The sequence below is a fragment of the Limosilactobacillus reuteri subsp. simiae genome, assembly GCF_020784875.1.
GTDB lineage: Bacteria > Bacillota > Bacilli > Lactobacillales > Lactobacillaceae > Limosilactobacillus > Limosilactobacillus reuteri_H.
In genome coordinates this window covers 61,680-78,171 of sequence record NZ_JAJGUI010000102.1, presented here as the reverse complement: position 1 = coordinate 78,171, position 16,492 = coordinate 61,680, and the positions used below count along the sequence as shown (strand labels likewise).

The window sequence follows — 16,492 nt, the reverse complement described above, 5'->3', positions numbered from 1 at the left end:
CCTTCTTTCATGATTTTTGTGGTGAATTGATTGTATAACGAGGGGACAGCAAATGTCTCTTTTTTATACAAAAAATCTGGCATGGAATCTCCATCCATACCAGAAAGTGTATACCCATAAAAAAAGAGTTACGAAAACAATTTTTCGTAACTCTTTTTTTATTTCGGAGATACCATATAAGGTATTTATTCCTTTATAATACGAAAATAGCTCCTACCATTTATTCTAAATAAGGAGCTATTTTATGATGTGTGCAAAATTTTAGAAGAACAGGAAAGCTAAAAGTAAATAAGTCTACTTTGCAGGATGAGTAGTACTATCGTTGCTTGTGCGGTAACCAAAGTAGAATTGAATAGCAGCGATAGCAATGTTAACCCAGTTCATAGCAATAAACCAACCGTTAATTGCGCTTGCATCATGAGATACACCATAATAGACCCAAAAACCGATAACAATTGCACAAACATTGATCCAAGCGAAAGTCTTTTGTAGAATTTGATTATTAAGCTGGAACCACATCCAAATGACATTAATGACAAACCAGATAGCTAAGATCCAAAAAATAACATTAAATAACATAAGATATCCCTCCTTAGGGCCTCAATAAACATTAATAAACGCGTATTGAACTGATGAATAGCAACATTCGAAAAAAGTATTACGCGGTGTGGTTAGCAGTTGAAGTTATTTGCAATAATTGGTAATACTTTACTAATTTTGGGAAAGTTGTTGCTTAGCATCTTCGTACCCGTCAACATAGTCACGAAGAGCATGCATCTTACCTTTAATAAACTTATTGGTGACATTAATAATTCGTTGTGGATACTTCCTAAAAGGTTCTAGAGCCTTATAATCCTTAACTGCTTGATCATAACCCTTTTGGTATGCATTTGTTGCATCATTTTGGCTATTTGACGTAGGACAATTTTTCTTTTTAAACATCTTTATCACCTCTTTTGTTGTCCTACCATGATAGTAACAAGTATACAAACTCAATTCCAATGATATGGTATAAAAATTAAAATATTATACATTAATAAAAATGCTGGTTAGAAACTTTTAACCAGCATTTTTATTAATCTTTATTCTTTTTAAGGAGTTCAGTAATTTCTTTGAGGTACATAACTTCTTCACTTGGAGTTTCTGCTTTTTTATCTTCTTTTTTACGGAAAGTGTTGATTGCTTTTACTATTAAGAAAACAACAAAGGAGATAATCAGGAAGTTAATAACTGCATTTAGGAAACTTCCGTATTTAAACTGAGCATCGCCGACCGTCAAAACAAGGTTAGATAGGTCAATTCGACCAATGAATAAACCAATAAGGGGGTTAATAAGGTTATTAACTAATGACTTTACGATTGACGTAAAAGCTGCACCGACAATTATCCCAACTGCCATGTCAATAACGCTTCCACGAGCAATAAATGTTTTGAATTCTTTTAACATACAATAAGCCTCCTTCTAACTTTAGAGAGGAACAACTACAATTATAATTATATCAAACAAATTGTTTATTTAGTGTTCTTATAAGACTATATAGGGATATTTAATTTATTTTTAAATAATGCTTGCATATTATATCAAAGCATCATATTATATGTCATATAATATTGCTGATAAAAAAGGAGGGATAGAATGAAGATTCAAATTACTTCAGACTTACTCGATGGGATGGTCTTAGCAATTCTTGAACACAAAGATTATTATGGATATGCCTTAACTCAACGAATGCAATCAGCGATTACCATCTCTGAATCAACAATGTATCCCGTTTTACGCCGGTTAAAAAAAGATGGATATTTAACAACTTATGATCAGCCTTATCAGGGACGTAATCGCCGTTATTATCAAATTACGGAGGCCGGCAAGGATCATTTACAACGTATTCGTAAATTATGGACTGATTATAAGAATAGTTTAGATGGTATTTTTAATGGGTTAGGTGAGGGAGAAGATAAAGATGAATGAACGTCAAAAATACATTAATGATTTATCAATATATTTAAGACAATTAACTGATGAAGAACGAAATGATGCCTTAGAGTTTTATGATGAATATATTGCAGACGCTGGACTGGATACTCGAACAGCGATTGAAGAAAAATTAGGAACGCCACGACAGTTAAGTCACAAGATATTAGCCGATTATTCAATTAAAGCGAATAATGAGTCAATCAAAGAAGGACACCCTGCTTCGCCTCATTCTAGTTGGCGCGTATTTTGGTGGGTACTAGTAGCGATTATTACATCACCGATAACTTTTGGACTAGGAATTGCCTTACTAGCACTACTATTGGCAGCCGGGGGAGTCGCCTTAAGTTTGATTGTTGGAATAGTTGCTTTAATCTTTGGGGTTGCTGCCATAGCGATCGTATCTATTTATATTGGAATTGGTTTAATTGCAACAAACCTGTTTAGCGGACTATTTTATTTTGGCTTAGGATTGACACTGATCGGCTTATTCCTTGTTTGTTTACCTTTAATTTACTGGTTAATCAGAGTTATTGTTCAAGGGATTGCAAACTTTGCTAAGTTCATTTATGCAAAAGTGCAGGCAAGGAGGAAAAAGTAAATGAAAAAAGTATTTAAGGTGGGAGTAATTGTTTTAATCTTAGGAGTAATTCTTCTTGGAATAGGCTTCTTTAATAATGGTAACAAGGCTGTTTATTTTGAGAACAATCGTCCAGCAATTTTTCATTCTCACACTAAAACGATAAGTACTAATAAAGCTTTTGAACGGATTGATATATCAGCATCGACGGCTAATGTAGTAGTTCGTGAAGGCAAGAATTATCAGATTACTTATTCTGGCATTAGTAAGCATTCTCCGGCCGTAACTGTTCATAATAATGTTGCTTCAATTCGCCAAACTGGTGGATTCCCTCTTGTCTTTAACTTTAATGAATATCAGTCCCACCAAGATTTAATCATTGTGACTATCCCGCATGATCAAGCCTTAGCTGGGCGCATTCATTTAGAAAGTGGTGATCTAACAGCTTCTAAAGTTAAAATGGACAATATTGATGTTAATAGTGGCGCAGGCGAGGTTGAATATCGTCAAGTTACATTACGCGGTGGAAGTACAAAACTTTCGTCGGGTAACTTTACAGGACATAATTTAACAGTTCAAGGACACTATACTGTTAATAATCAGTCTGGTGATAATACAGTTACAAACACAACTGTCGATGGTTATTTCCTAAAGACTGATGCAGGTGATAATGAGCTTAACGGTGAAGATAAAGGTGAAGAATCATTGCATCAAAATGATGATGCAGAAAATGTGCTCCGCTTAATAACGCAATCTGGTGATAATGAAGTAAATTGATTTAGCTGAAATTAATAAAAGGCCCTCGACAGATATCGAGGACCTTTTTAATAGGAGAAAAGTCTTAATTTTTAATTATGCGCTGGATTATTTTTCTTCAACGCCAGTACCATCGTAGCAACGTTCAAGTAATTCCTTGAGTTGGCTAACAAGTGGTTCAACTGGGTTAGTAGTAGTACATTGATCTTCGTAAGCTAAGCGAGCAAGATCGTCAACAGCCTTATCAAATTCTTCACGTGTAACACCATTGTCCTTAAGACTAAGCTTAACACCACATTCGTGAGCAAGTTCGATAACTTTCTTAGCATATGCTTCGGCTAATTCTTCATCAGTGTTACCTTTCAAACCAATGAACCGTGCAATGTCAGCGTAGTCCTTAGTTGCATGATAAGTCTCATAGTGAGGCCAGAGAGCAAGCTTTTGTGGACGTTTTGCGTTAAAGCGAATTACTTGTGGCATTGCAATAGCGATAAGCAAACCGTGAGGAAGACCGAATGCTCCACCCATCTTGTGAGCAAGGGAGTGGTTAATTCCTAAGAAGGCTTGACCAAATGCCATACCGGCCATTGTTGAGAAGTCATGCATCTTACGACGGGCTAATTTATCACCTTGAACTGACTTAGGAAGGTTTTCCATAACACCCTTGATGGTTTGAAGTGACCAACCACGAGTATAGTCAGTTGCCATAACAGAAACATATGATTCAGTAGCGTGACATAAAACATCTAGTCCAGTCCAAGCAGTAGTTTTTGCTGGAACAGTTTCAACGAATTGTGAGTCAACGATTGCAATGTTTGGTGTTAAGGCGTAGTCAGCAAGTGGGTACTTAACATGAGTTTCTGAATCGGTAATAACCGCAAATGGAGTAACTTCTGAACCAGTACCTGATGTAGTAGGAATCCCAATAAGTTGAGACTTAGTAGGCTTCTTAATTTGGTAAGCACGCTTCCGAATATCAAGGTACTTTTGCATAACACCATACCATGAAGTTTCTGGGTGCTCATAGAACATCCACATAGCCTTAGCAGCATCCATTGGTGAACCACCACCAAGAGCAATAATTGTATCAGGCTTGAAGTCGTTCATCATGGCAACACCTTTTTCAACAGTGTTTGTTGATGGATCTTCTTCAACGTCATCGAATACTAAGAAAGCAGTGTTGTTTTGGCGTTGACGCAATTGATCGATAACACGTTGAACGTAACCACGCTTGCTCATTCCAGGACCAGTAACGATGAATGCCCGGTTAATGTTTGGAATATCTTGCAATTCTTTTAGTGAGTTGCGTTGAAAGTATACTTTTGGGGGAATCTTAACCCATTGACGGTTTTCACGCCGCTTTGCAATTGTTTTGATGTTTAAGAGGTCCCAATCAGTAACGTTGTGGGAAATTGAGTTACCACCGTATGAACCGGTACCTAAAGTAAGTGATGGCGTCATGTTGTTGTAAATGTTACCAATACCACCAATACCAGATGGGGAGTTAACAATAATCCGTGAAGCACGCATTTCAAGACCGTACTTAGTTGCTAAATCATCGTCAAGGGTGTGAATAGCAGCAGTATGACCTTCACCACCGTAGTGCAATAATTGAGCACAAATATCAAAGGCATTTTCATGTGAAGTGGCCTTGTACATTGTTAATACCGGTGAAAGCTTTTCAGCGGAAAGTGGGTACTTGTCACCAACACCTTCATATTCAGCAATAATAACCTTAGTGTTTTCAGGAACTTTAATTCCACACATATCAGCGATGGCGTTAGCTGAACGCCCAGCAATTGGTCCACGAACTTGGTGACGCTTAGGATCAATGAAGCCTTCAGTAAACTTATCAATTTCATTTGGCTTCAAGAAGTAACAGTTCCACTTTTGGAATTCTTCTTTTACCTTGTCGTAGATTTCTTCATCAACAACAACTGAGTTTTCAGTAGCACAGATCATTCCGTTATCAAAAGTCTTGGAAAGAACGATATCGTAAACAGAACGTTCAATATTAGCAGTTTTTTCAATGTAAGCTGGACCGTTACCAGGACCAACACCAAGAGCAGGGTTACCTGAACTGTAGGCAGCTTTAACCAATGAAGGACCACCAGTTGCTAAAATAGTAGCAGTCTTAGGGTGTTGTAACAATGCGGTTGTGTTTTCACGGCTACTTTCAGGAAGCCATTGAATCATGTTCTTTGGTGCACCGGCCTTTTCAGCAGCTTCTTGTAAAATCTTAGCTGTTTTAATGGAAGATTTCATGGCTTGACGGTGGAAAGAAAAGATGATTGTATTCCGTGTCTTAGCACTAATGATTGATTTGAAGATCGTTGTTGAAGTAGGGTTAGTAACTGGAACGATACCTGCAATAATACCAAGAGGATCAGCAATAGTGATGGTTTGGTTTTCATCGTTGTCTTCGATAATTCCGACAGTTTTATCATGACGGATGTTGTTCCAAATGTATTCACTTGCGTAGATGTTCTTGATAGCTTTATCTTCGGCAACCCCACGACCAGTTTCTTCAGCTGCATCAATAGCTAAGTCCATGTGGTGTTCTTCAGCAGCTAAGGCCATGGCTTGACAAATTTTATCAACTTGTTCTTGTGAGTAGTAACGTAATTGTTCAAAAGCTGCTTCACTTTTGGCAATTATGTCATCAACTAATTTTTGCGCATTTTGCTTTTTTTCTTCTTCAGTTAATACGTTTTTTTCAACTTGTTTTTTGTTGTTAGCAGGCATAATTGAAATCTCCTTTTTCAATTCTTTTCTTTGTTAACGTTTGAACATGTATAATATTACTACGTTTTTTATCTTTGTAAATACCTTTGTGAATGTTTAAACAATGGTTACTTTTTATGAATTCGCTTACAATATTGTCTTTACAATACTTCCATAGCAACGAAAAACATTGGTATTATTTTTGAAGTTAAGAGATGATAGATTTGCATACTGTTATCAATTGAAATATATTTCACAAATATAATATAAAAGCGAATATATTAATTTAACTCGGCTAGTTATTAAGTTAACTAATCATTAACAGATTATTATTGGGAATAATAAAAAAGCCACCATTCAGAAATGGTAGCTTTTTTATTAATCGCGGGCATTAATGTCTTTTCCCGCGTTTGGATCTTTAACGTCATAATCACTATCATTCATTGCTTCAACGGCACCCATGCGATATCCATTGCCGACTTGGCTAAAAAAATCATGGTTAGAAGTTGAAGTAGAAATTCCGTTCATAACAACTGGGTTAACATCAGAAGCGGTATCAGGGAATAGTGGATCTTGACCAAGGTTCATCAATGCCTTATTAGCGTTGTAACGGATGAAGGTTAAAACATCATCGGTCCAACCAACTTGATCATAAAGAAGATGAGTGTATTTTTCTTCATTATCATATAGTTCATAAAGGAAATTATACATCCAATCTTTCATATCTTGTTGTTGCTTTTCTGTTCGATCACGTAAGCCGACTTGGAACTTGTATCCAATATATGTTCCATGAACTGATTCGTCCCGTAAAATTAGCTTAATAATTTCAGCCACGTTATTTAATTTGTTGTGGCCAAGATAATAAAGGGGAGTATAGAAACCAGAATAGAATAAGAAAGTTTCAAGGAAAACGTTGGCTACTTTCTTTTTGAGTGGATCTTGACTTGGATCAAGGTACATATTTGCAATTTTGACAGCTTTGTTTTGCAAATATTCTTCTGTATCGGACCATTCAAAGATTTCTTTGATTTGGTCTGGGGTATTAAGAGTAGAGAAAATAGTTGAGTAACTCTTAGCATGAACTGATTCCATAAATTGGATGTTATTAAGAACTGCTGTTTCATGAGGAGTTTTAACATCTTCTTTAAGGGCAGTTAATCCTGCTTCTGATTGAACAGTATCAAGAAGGGTTAAACCACCAAAAACATGTCCGACAGTCCATTGATGATCGTCATCTAATTCACGCCAATCATCCATATCATTGGCAACAGGGATCCGTGTATCAAGCCAGAACTGTTCTGTTAGCTTTTCCCATGTAGCTTTATCGATCATGTCGGAAACTTCATTCCAATTAATTGCTTTATATTGATTTACAGGTTTAAATTCTTCCAGTTTCATTGATTGAGCTCCTCCAAATACGTTGCTTTTAATAAATCGAGATACCAAAAGCCATTTGTATACATAATATCAAGTTTACCAGTGCCCAACGTTTAAATCAAATTCTGATTAGGCTTAGATAACACAGCTTTCACATTGGTTTGCACCAATTTCATCGCTATCGTCAGTAAACGTTCGAATGTAGTAAATTGACTTAATACCGCGTTTATAGGCATAGTGCCGTAAGATATTTAAATCACGAGTCGTCATTTTATCTGTTCGTCCATTTTTCCATTCATAAAGGCCTGCTGGGATTGTTGACCGCATAAAGAGGGTCATTGAAAGAGATTGATCGATGTGCTGTTGTGCAGCGGCGTAAGTGTCAATAACCTTTCGCATATCCATATCGTAAGCTGAACGATAGTAAGGCATCGTGTCGTTTGAAAGATATGGGGCAGGGTAATAAATTTTACCGATCATCTTTTCTTGGCGCTCTTCAACACGATTAATGATTGGATGTAGACTAGCAGTCGAATCGTTAATGTAGGAAGTTGAACCGTTTGGCGCTACAGCAAGACGGTATTGATTGTAAAGACCATCTTGCATTACATTTTCTTTCAACTTCTTCCAATCTTCAATTCCAGGGATAAAAATACCTTCAAAAAGACCTTTAACAACATCTGATTGTGGTCCCCAATCCTTAGTGACATATTTGTCAAAGTAGGAACCATCCGCATATTTACTGTTCTCAAAATCGTGGAAAGTTTCCTGCCGCTCTTTGGCAATTTCATTTGATGCCACTAATGACCAATAATTTAAGAGCATAAAGTAAACACCTGTGAATTCAATCGCAACCGGGCTTCCGTATTGAATATGGTGCTTAGCGAGGTAGCTATGTAATCCCATTGCACCCAAACCAACTGAATGGGCAAGTCGATTTCCGTTTTGAATAGTTGGGACAACATCTAGGTCTTCTACGTCACTGATTCGGGTTAGTCCCCGCATCATTGCCTTAATCGATTTACCAAAGTCAGGGCTTTCCATCATATTAGCAATATTGGTTGACCCAAGATTACAACTGATATCAATTCCCATTTCAGAATATGATTGATCATCATTTACTCGCGCTGGTACTTGTACTTGGGCAATCTCTGAACATAAATTACTCATCACAATTTTTCCATTAATCGGATTATCCCGGTTTTCTGTATCAATATTGATAATGTAAGGATAACCTGATTCTTGTTGAAGTTTACTAATTTCATCCTCCAAGTCCCGGGCATTAACTTTCTTCTTGCGAATATCATCGTTTGCTACTAAATTGTCGTATTCTTTTGTGATATCGACATAGGAAAATGGCATTCCGTATACTCGTTCAACATCATAGGGACTAAACAAGTACATATCAGCATTTTGCTCTACTAATTCATAAAACTTATCAGGAACTGTAATTCCGAGAGAGAGGGTCTTTAAGCGAATCTTTTCATCAGCGTTTTCCTTTTTTGCTCCTAAGAATTCAATAATATCAGGATGAAAAACACTAAGGTAAACGACTCCGGCTCCCTGTCGCTGTCCCAGTTGATTGGAATAGGAAAAACTATCTTCTAACAACTTCATTACAGGAACAACTCCACTAGCAGCACCTTGTATTTTCTTGATTGGGGCACCAGCTTCACGAAGGTTGCTTAAATTAATTCCAACACCCCCACCAATTTTAGAAAGTTGGAGGGCAGAATTGATTGTTCGACCAATGGTATTCATGTCGTCCGTTGTTTGAATCGCAAAGCAAGAAACAAATTCTCCCCGGCGTTTACGCCCAACGTTAAGGAATGTTGGCGTTGCGGGTTGATAACGTTGATGGATGATTTCATCAGCGAGCTGCATTGCTAACTCTTCATCACCATTAGCGAGGTAAAGAGCATTCATTGCGACCCGATCAATATAGTTTTCAAGGTAGTATTCTTTATCATTTGTTCGTAAGGCATATTGAGCATAAAACTTATAAGCTGCCATAAAAGAATGGAAGTGGAAGTTTTGGGCTTTTAAATAATCGTAAAGCTTTTCAATGAATGCTTCACTATATTTATTCATAAATTTCTCTTCAATATAATCATTTTCTTCTAACCATTGAAAACGTTCTTTTAATGAAGAAAAGCTTTTGGTATTCGGTTCAACATTATTTTTAATAAAGTCTTCTAAGGCCAATTTATCTTTATCTAGTTGAATTTGTCCGTTTTTGGGAATATTTACTTCGTTGTTATAATCGTAATATTTAACTTTGGTCATGTCGATATCGGATAACGCCATATTAATAACTCACTTTCTGAATTAATTTGATTATGTCAATAAAGAAGCCAGTACACCAATAGCGAATTGATGCCTGGCAAAATATTAATTTATTTAAACTTAGGCAAGTTGGTTTAATTGATCAGGACGAAAGCCAGAAAAAGCTTGACCGTTAGGAAGTTTTACAACTGGAGTCGCCATAAAACCTTCAGACTTAAGTTGAGATATGTATTCTGGTTGTTCATCGATGTTGTGTTCAATAAATGAAATTTTATGTTGCTCAAGGAAACGTTTTGTCATCTTGCATTGGATACAATTATTTTTTGAAAATACAGTTACCATCTTCACGAGGCCTCCTAAACGATTAGTCGATGTTTTCTAGTATAACGATGAATTAGAAAAAATCAATTAAAAAAGCACTATATTTCGTGCTTGAAAAATAGTGAAACACAATATATAGTGCTTGAACTGGTGATTAACACCTGTGAAACTTTTTTTGATAGAATACTTAAGCAGGTGATTAATAAAATTAATTTGAAAAACTAATCTATTATTATACACTGAACAACAGGGTAATTTTAAGTGCTTGGAGAAAAAGAATGGAAAAAATCAATTCATCATTATCTGAACAACAAAAATTTATGAAGATGGCGATTGCAGAAGCAAAACAAGCCAGAATTTTAGATGAAGTACCAATTGGTGCGATTGTTGTCCACGAGGGCCAGGTAATTGGGCGTGGTCATAATATGCGTGAAAAGTTTCAAGATGTTACCTATCACGCAGAAATGCTTGCGATTATGGAAGCATGCACGAATTTAGGAAGTTGGCGTTTAGAGGACTGTGACTTATATGTTACGTTAGAACCGTGTATCATGTGTAGCGGCGCCATTATCAACGCACGAATAAAAAATGTTTATTATGGTGCTGCTGATCCGAAAGCCGGGGCAGTTGATAGCTTATACCATTTACTAAATGATTCCCGTTTAAATCATCAAGTTAATGTCCATTCTGGTATTTTAGGGGATGAGTGTAGTCAAATGTTAAAAAACTTTTTCCGGGAAATTCGTCGCCGCCGGAAAGAGGCCCGACGAAAAAATAAGGCTAACCCCTAGTAATTTAAATAAAAATAGTGTATTATACTATTTGCCGTAAGGCCTTAGAGCAAGGGTATGCTTACGAACCGTGTCAGGTCTGGAAGGAAGCAGCACTAAGTATGATATACCTTGTGCTCTAAGTTTTATTGATAATTAAGCTGGCCCGTAATGGTTTATTGCGGGTCTTTTTTATTTTTAAATTTTAATTAAAATGTATTTTAACTACTTTATGTGATTAATTCCTTGTATAATATTTTATAGTATTTTAAATTCAGAAAGGGAGTCTGGCGATGAGTTATCAGGCATTATATCGTGTCTGGCGACCACAGCGATTCGATGATCTTGTCGGTCAACAGATTGTTACAAGAACTCTAAAAAACGCCATTATCACTCACCAGATAAGCCATGCATACTTGTTCGCTGGTCCACGTGGTACTGGTAAAACCTCAGCAGCAAAAATTTTTGCTAAAGCGGTTAATTGTCATCACTCTAAGGATGGCGAACCATGTAATGAGTGTGAGATTTGTAAAGCAATTACGAACGGGCAATTAAATGATGTAATTGAAATCGATGCGGCTTCTAATAATGGGGTTGAAGAGATTCGTGATATTCGGGATAAGGCAAAATATGCCCCTACCCAAGCGGATTACAAAGTTTATATAATTGATGAAGTTCACATGCTTTCAACAGGGGCCTTTAATGCATTGCTAAAAACGCTTGAAGAACCACCAGCCAATGTGATTTTTATCCTTGCAACTACAGAACCTCATAAAATTCCTTTAACAATTATTTCGCGGGTTCAACGATTTGATTTTCGACGAATTTCAGCAGAAGATGCATTTAATCGGATGAAATATATTCTTGATCAAAAGGAAGTTACTTATGATGAGAAAGCATTATGGGTAATTGCAAATGCCGCTGAAGGAGGAATGCGGGATGCGTTGAGTATCCTTGACCAGGTTCTTTCTTTCAGTGATAATGAGGTAAAGTTGGATGATGCTTTATTAGTTACAGGAAGTGTTACTAAACAATTATTAAAGAAGTACTTTTTGGAAATTAGTAAGCATGAAGGGGCGACTGCTCTTGATACCATGAAAGATATTTTGGATGAGGGAAAAGATGGTCAGCGGTTCATTGAGGACTTGATTTCCTTTATTCGTGATATTTTGTTATACCAAGAATCACCAAGCTTGATTAGTGTTGAAAGTACAGGACTAAAGCAGGAAGACTTTGAAGAAATAGTCCAACTTGCTTCTTCAGCGACCTTATACCAAATGATCGATGAACTAAATAATATTCAAGAAGAGATGCGTTTTACGACCCATCCGGATGTGTATTTGGAAGTCCTTACAATAAAACTTGCACAAATCGAACCACAAAAGAATATTCAATCGGCACCAGCAGTTTCTTCGGATACAAATACTGAAGCTACTAAGACGATTGAAAAATTACAACAAGAGATACAGCAATTGCAACAAACAGTGAAACAGTTGCAGAATGCGCCGGTAAAGACTAGTCGACCATCACCTCGGCAACAAAATGAGCAACCACGAGTACAACAAAAGAAAGTGCAGGTTAATCTCAATAAGATTTACCCAGTGTTAGAAAATGCGACTCGTCAAGATTTAATAAATGTTCGTGAGCTATGGGGAGATATGTTGAATCTATTGTCGGTGCCGCAACGGTCCTTACTTCACGTTTCACAACCGGTTGCCGCTAGTGCCGCGGGAATAATTGTTGCTTTTGATTATCCGTTCTTATTCCAACAAGCAGCTGATGATACAACGTTGTTAGAGAATATGGAAAGTGCTCTGCAACGTTTAACTGGGAATGAACGGCAAGTTGTTTTTGTACCTAAGGATAAATGGCCGAAAATTCGGCAAGACTTTATCAAGGATCATGGTTTTGGTAAGAATCAGCAAAAGTCGCAACCTATTAAACAAAAGCCGCAAACTACTGAAGAAAGCGGACAAACTCCTGCGGCCACACCAGCACCGATGGAGGAACCACCGCTACCCCCAGAAGATGAGACACTAACTGAAGAAAAGTCGCCTCAAGAAGATAACCAAGTAGCAACAGCACAGAAGTTATTTGGTAGTGATATTGTTAAAGTAGAAGATAATTAAGAAAAAGGATGGATGATATTATGATGCGTGGAATGAATATGCAACAAATGATGAAGCAAGCTAAGGCAATGCAAAAGAAAATGATGGCTGAACATGAAGAACTTGCTAAACAGGAATTTGTTGGAAAAGCACCGGATGATATGGTAACTGCTACGTTTAGCGGGGATAATCAATTAATTGACTTAAAGATTAAGCCAGAAGCAGTTGATCCAGATGATATTGATATGCTTCAGGACTTGGTAATTGCTGCTGTGAAAGACGGAATGAAACAAGTCAATGATGCTACTCAACAAAAGCTTGGTAAATATACGCAAGGTATGGGGTTGTAAAAAGTGATCCAATATCCAGAACCATTAGCAAAATTAATTGAAAGCTATACTAAGTTGCCAGGAATCGGGCAAAAGACTGCAACTCGCCTGGCGTTCTATACTTTGAGTATGCAAGAAGATGATGTAACGAACTTTGCTAAATCTCTCCTATCTGCTAAAAGAGACCTTCATAACTGTAGTATTTGTGGCAATATTACTGAAGATGATCCTTGTCCAATTTGTCGCGATAAGACCCGTGATCATTCGCAAATTCTAGTTGTTGAGCAGTCACAAGACGTTATGGCAATGGAACGGATGCATGAATATCATGGCTTATACCATGTCCTTCATGGAGTTATTTCCCCAGTTGCAGGAACAGGCCCAGAAGATATTAATATTACAAGTTTACTTAAACGGTTAAAGAAAGATGATGAAGTAAAGGAAATTATTATTGCAACTAATGCTTCATCAGATGGTGAGTTAACGGCTGGGTACCTCGCCAAGCTAATTAAGCCTGCAGGAATTAAGGTTACTCGGTTGGCACATGGGTTATCAGTTGGCGCAGATATTGACTATGCTGATGAGATGACATTATTCAAAGCAGTTCAAGGGCGAACGGAGATGTAAGAAAATGTTTTTTAAGCGGCCTACTAAAGAAGTGGAACGTGAACGGAATCAGCGCCTGTTAGAAGCGGTATATTCTACGAAAGCCAGTTGGGATCATGCACGTGAAACTGAACGAGCAGTATATGAAGCAAACGTTAATAGTGAACTTCATTACCGTTCCCGGATTCAAGAGCAAAAATTTTTATACCTATATAAAATTGCTCGTAAGTTTAAAGTTCACGGGACGTTAAATGATGGAGTAATTGATCGCTAGGAGAGAGAAATGGACGGTAAATTTATATCATTTGAGGGACCAGATGGAGCTGGCAAGACAAGTGTAATCCAACAGATTCAACAACAATTGGAAGATCAGCTTGGCACAGAAAAAGTTATGTATACTCGTGAACCGGGTGGTAATAAGATTTCTGAGCAAATTCGCCAGGTACTCTTTGATGGTCAAAATACCGATATGGATGGGCGGACAGAAGCATTGCTTTTTGCTGCTGCTCGTCGGCAACACATTGTTTCAGAAATAATTCCGGGGTTGAAAGCAGGCAAAGTTATTCTGTGTGATCGATTTGTAGATAGTTCCATCGCTTATCAGGGAGCTGGTCGTGGCCTTGGTGAAAAAGAGATTTGGCAAATTAATCAGTTTGCGATTGATGGGTTAATGCCGTCGTTGACAATTTACCTTGATATCGAATCTGAAATTGGCTTAAGACGGATTGCTGAGCATCGTTCTAATCAAATTAATCGATTAGACAAGGAAAAGCTTGCTTTCCATCAAACTGTTCGTCAATCTTATTTGAAACTTTACAAGAATTATCCAGAACGGATAAAGTTAATTGATGCAAGTCAGCCACTGGAAAAAGTGATTGAGGATGTAAAAGCAACAATTCATGACCGTTTTTCAGATTTGTTTTAATAAAAAAGGGTGATTAATAATGAAAATGATTATTGCAATTGTTCAATCAAAAGATAGCAATCGTTTACGAAAAGCATTTAATAAAGCTGATATTCACGTTACTCAATTATCAACAACTGGTGGTTTCCTTCGTGAAGGAAATGCGACATTTTTAATTGGAATTGAAGATGAACGAGTTCAAGAAGTATTGTCAGTAATTAAAAAGAATGCTGAGTCACGTGAACAATACGTTACATCGCAAATGCATATGGATGTTGAAGGAGGTTCAGCATTTCCTGTCAACGTAAAGATTGGTGGGGCAACTGTTTTTGTCTTACCAGTAGAAGACTTCATTAAATTTTAAGTAGGTGAAGATGGTTGGCTGAACAGGGACAAACACGTGCAGAAAAATTACAACCAGCAATAATTACTCGTTTTCAAAAAATATTATCAAATAAAGAACTTGCTCATGCCTATCTGTTTGTTGGGCCAGGCGGTTCAGGAAAGATGTCAATTGCTCAATGGTTATCGTTACGGTTATTTTGTCTTCATCCCCAGGACAATGAACCAGACTTAACCTGTGCCGAGTGTCAGCGAATCCTGTCTGGGAACCATCCTGATATTGTCTATGCTGCTCCAGAAGGTCGCCAAATAAAGGTTGATGAGATTCGTCACTTAAAAGCAGAATTTTCTAAGAGTGCGGTAGAAGGCAATAAGAAAATTTTTATTATTAAAGATGCTGATAAAATGACAAATGGTGCAGCAAATAGTCTTCTTAAGTTTATTGAAGAACCGGGGACTGGCGTTTATATTTTTATGCTAACGACTAATAAAAGTGCGGTCTTACCAACAATCCGATCACGAACACAGGTGATTGAACTGCCACCATTAAAACGAGATGCATTGTTAACAGTTTTAACTGAACATAATATTCCATCATCTCAGCAACAGATTGCTGTTGGGATTACAGATTCCGTCGCAATGATTGAACAGTGGCAAGAAGATAATTGGTTTGAGAGTGCGATTAAAGGAGTCATTCAGTGGTATCAAGATACGACGCGAAATGGGATGTTAGGCTTCGTTGATGTTCAGACAATTCTACAAAAAGTAGCTACCGACCGGGATAAACAACAAGTAGTTTTGGACCTAATTACCTTAATCTGGCGTGATACGCTAATGGTAAATTCGGGAATTACAGTTGCCAACCGCCTTCACTTTAATAATATTTTAGGAGAAATGGGAGAAGTAGTTAGAAAATACTCTCCTCAACAATTGTTAGCGGCTAGTCAGTTAACGTTGGAAACTCGTCACATGTTAGAACAAAATATTAGCTTTCAAAATATTGTTGAACAATTGACGATTCGGCTTGTGCAGGTTTTAAGCATTAGTTAGGGGCGAAAAGATGAGTGAAGAATATAGTTCAGATAATCTTTATGAACAATTTGCGCAGGTGATGAACCAGACCCAGGATTTGGTTAATAAAATGGAGCAGTTGCAGGCAAAAATTATTGCTATTTCTGAGGAAAATGTGGAACTTTCAATTGAAAATAAGCATTTGCGTCAGATGATTAAAGAAAAGCAACCACATCATAGTGAAAATCAATTATCTGGATCACGGCAAAATTTAAAAGAGCTTTACCAACAGGGTTTTCATGTTTGCAGTGAGTATTATGGTAAACGTCTTGAGCCTAATGAATCTTGTACTTTTTGTTTAGATGCAATATTCGGACATGAACAAGGAATGACAAAATAGGAGATA

19 protein-coding genes and 1 other RNA gene are annotated in these 16,492 nt (G+C 37.1%); 13 read left to right on the top strand and 7 right to left on the bottom strand.

Features of this window, described 5'->3' with window-relative positions:
* Window positions 1-294: 294 nt before the first annotated feature.
* The 3 genes from LMC10_RS05775 to mscL form a co-directional block, all read right to left on the bottom strand.
* On the bottom strand, window positions 295-579 hold the full coding sequence (locus LMC10_RS05775; RefSeq protein WP_003667357.1) for a hypothetical protein: 285 nt from the start codon (window positions 577-579) through the stop codon (window positions 295-297).
* Between the two features lie 132 nt (window positions 580-711).
* Window positions 712-942 (bottom strand): hypothetical protein, encoded by a 231-nt coding sequence (locus LMC10_RS05770; RefSeq protein ID WP_229269173.1) that lies wholly within the window; start codon window positions 940-942, stop codon window positions 712-714.
* A gap of 133 nt (window positions 943-1,075) precedes the next feature.
* Window positions 1,076-1,447 carry a large-conductance mechanosensitive channel protein MscL gene (gene mscL / locus LMC10_RS05765; protein WP_229269172.1) on the bottom strand — a complete coding sequence of 124 codons (372 nt, stop codon included), beginning with the start codon at window positions 1,445-1,447 and terminating at the stop codon, window positions 1,076-1,078.
* 189 nt (window positions 1,448-1,636) lie between these two features.
* On the opposite strand from mscL, the gene LMC10_RS05760 reads away from it, so the two are divergent.
* Genes LMC10_RS05760 through LMC10_RS05750 form a run of 3 tightly spaced genes read left to right on the top strand, consistent with a single transcriptional unit; the run spans window position 1,637 to window position 3,329 of the window.
* Window positions 1,637-1,969 carry a PadR family transcriptional regulator gene (locus LMC10_RS05760; protein ID WP_229269171.1) on the top strand — a complete coding sequence of 111 codons (333 nt, stop codon included), beginning with the start codon at window positions 1,637-1,639 and terminating at the stop codon, window positions 1,967-1,969.
* Complete coding sequence (locus LMC10_RS05755; RefSeq protein WP_229269170.1) at window positions 1,962-2,573, top strand: DUF1700 domain-containing protein; 612 nt, start codon at window positions 1,962-1,964, stop codon at window positions 2,571-2,573. The genes LMC10_RS05760 and LMC10_RS05755 overlap by 8 nt, the downstream gene beginning before the upstream one ends.
* A complete protein-coding gene (locus LMC10_RS05750) occupies window positions 2,574-3,329 on the top strand; it encodes a DUF4097 family beta strand repeat-containing protein (RefSeq protein ID WP_229269169.1) in 756 nt (251 codons plus the stop codon).
* An 87-nt stretch (window positions 3,330-3,416) separates the two neighbouring features.
* On the opposite strand, the gene adhE is transcribed toward LMC10_RS05750, so the two are convergent.
* From adhE to nrdH, 4 genes are all read right to left on the bottom strand, one after another.
* Window positions 3,417-6,053 (bottom strand): bifunctional acetaldehyde-CoA/alcohol dehydrogenase, encoded by a 2,637-nt coding sequence (gene adhE, locus LMC10_RS05745; RefSeq protein WP_003676333.1) that lies wholly within the window; start codon window positions 6,051-6,053, stop codon window positions 3,417-3,419.
* Between the two features lie 357 nt (window positions 6,054-6,410).
* Window positions 6,411-7,430, bottom strand: coding sequence for a class 1b ribonucleoside-diphosphate reductase subunit beta (gene nrdF / locus LMC10_RS05740; RefSeq protein WP_003670529.1), 1,020 nt, complete (start codon window positions 7,428-7,430; stop codon window positions 6,411-6,413).
* 114 nt (window positions 7,431-7,544) lie between these two features.
* Window positions 7,545-9,716, bottom strand: a complete 2,172-nt coding sequence (nrdE, locus tag LMC10_RS05735) for a class 1b ribonucleoside-diphosphate reductase subunit alpha (protein ID WP_229269168.1) — start codon at window positions 9,714-9,716, stop codon at window positions 7,545-7,547.
* Window positions 9,717-9,815: 99 nt separating this feature from the next.
* The gene (gene nrdH, locus LMC10_RS05730) at window positions 9,816-10,037 is read right to left on the bottom strand and encodes a glutaredoxin-like protein NrdH (RefSeq protein ID WP_003666324.1); all 222 of its coding nucleotides are present in this window, start codon (window positions 10,035-10,037) and stop codon (window positions 9,816-9,818) included.
* 257 nt (window positions 10,038-10,294) lie between these two features.
* Here nrdH and tadA point away from each other — a divergent pair, with 257 nt between their 5' ends.
* From tadA to LMC10_RS05680, 10 genes are all read left to right on the top strand, one after another.
* Window positions 10,295-10,807 (top strand): tRNA adenosine(34) deaminase TadA, encoded by a 513-nt coding sequence (gene tadA / locus LMC10_RS05725; protein ID WP_229269167.1) that lies wholly within the window; start codon window positions 10,295-10,297, stop codon window positions 10,805-10,807.
* A 35-nt stretch (window positions 10,808-10,842) separates the two neighbouring features.
* Window positions 10,843-10,940: signal recognition particle sRNA small type (gene ffs / locus LMC10_RS05720), an RNA gene on the top strand.
* A gap of 139 nt (window positions 10,941-11,079) precedes the next feature.
* Window positions 11,080-12,915 carry a DNA polymerase III subunit gamma/tau gene (dnaX, locus tag LMC10_RS05715; protein ID WP_229269166.1) on the top strand — a complete coding sequence of 612 codons (1,836 nt, stop codon included), beginning with the start codon at window positions 11,080-11,082 and terminating at the stop codon, window positions 12,913-12,915.
* Window positions 12,916-12,935: 20 nt separating this feature from the next.
* Window positions 12,936-13,244, top strand: coding sequence for a YbaB/EbfC family nucleoid-associated protein (locus tag LMC10_RS05710; RefSeq protein ID WP_003666329.1), 309 nt, complete (start codon window positions 12,936-12,938; stop codon window positions 13,242-13,244).
* A gap of 3 nt (window positions 13,245-13,247) precedes the next feature.
* On the top strand, window positions 13,248-13,850 hold the full coding sequence (gene recR, locus LMC10_RS05705) for a recombination mediator RecR (RefSeq protein WP_003666331.1): 603 nt from the start codon (window positions 13,248-13,250) through the stop codon (window positions 13,848-13,850).
* A gap of 4 nt (window positions 13,851-13,854) precedes the next feature.
* A complete protein-coding gene (locus LMC10_RS05700) occupies window positions 13,855-14,103 on the top strand; it encodes a YaaL family protein (protein WP_003670521.1) in 249 nt (82 codons plus the stop codon).
* Window positions 14,104-14,112: 9 nt separating this feature from the next.
* Window positions 14,113-14,754: a dTMP kinase gene (tmk, locus tag LMC10_RS05695; RefSeq protein WP_003670519.1), complete on the top strand. Its 642-nt coding sequence runs from the start codon at window positions 14,113-14,115 to the stop codon at window positions 14,752-14,754.
* A gap of 19 nt (window positions 14,755-14,773) precedes the next feature.
* A complete protein-coding gene (locus LMC10_RS05690; RefSeq protein ID WP_003670516.1) occupies window positions 14,774-15,097 on the top strand; it encodes a cyclic di-AMP receptor DarA in 324 nt (107 codons plus the stop codon).
* Window positions 15,098-15,111: 14 nt separating this feature from the next.
* Window positions 15,112-16,125, top strand: a complete 1,014-nt coding sequence (gene holB, locus LMC10_RS05685; RefSeq protein ID WP_229269165.1) for a DNA polymerase III subunit delta' — start codon at window positions 15,112-15,114, stop codon at window positions 16,123-16,125.
* A gap of 10 nt (window positions 16,126-16,135) precedes the next feature.
* Window positions 16,136-16,486, top strand: coding sequence for a DNA replication initiation control protein YabA (locus LMC10_RS05680; RefSeq protein ID WP_003676322.1), 351 nt, complete (start codon window positions 16,136-16,138; stop codon window positions 16,484-16,486).
* Window positions 16,487-16,492 lie beyond the last annotated feature (6 nt).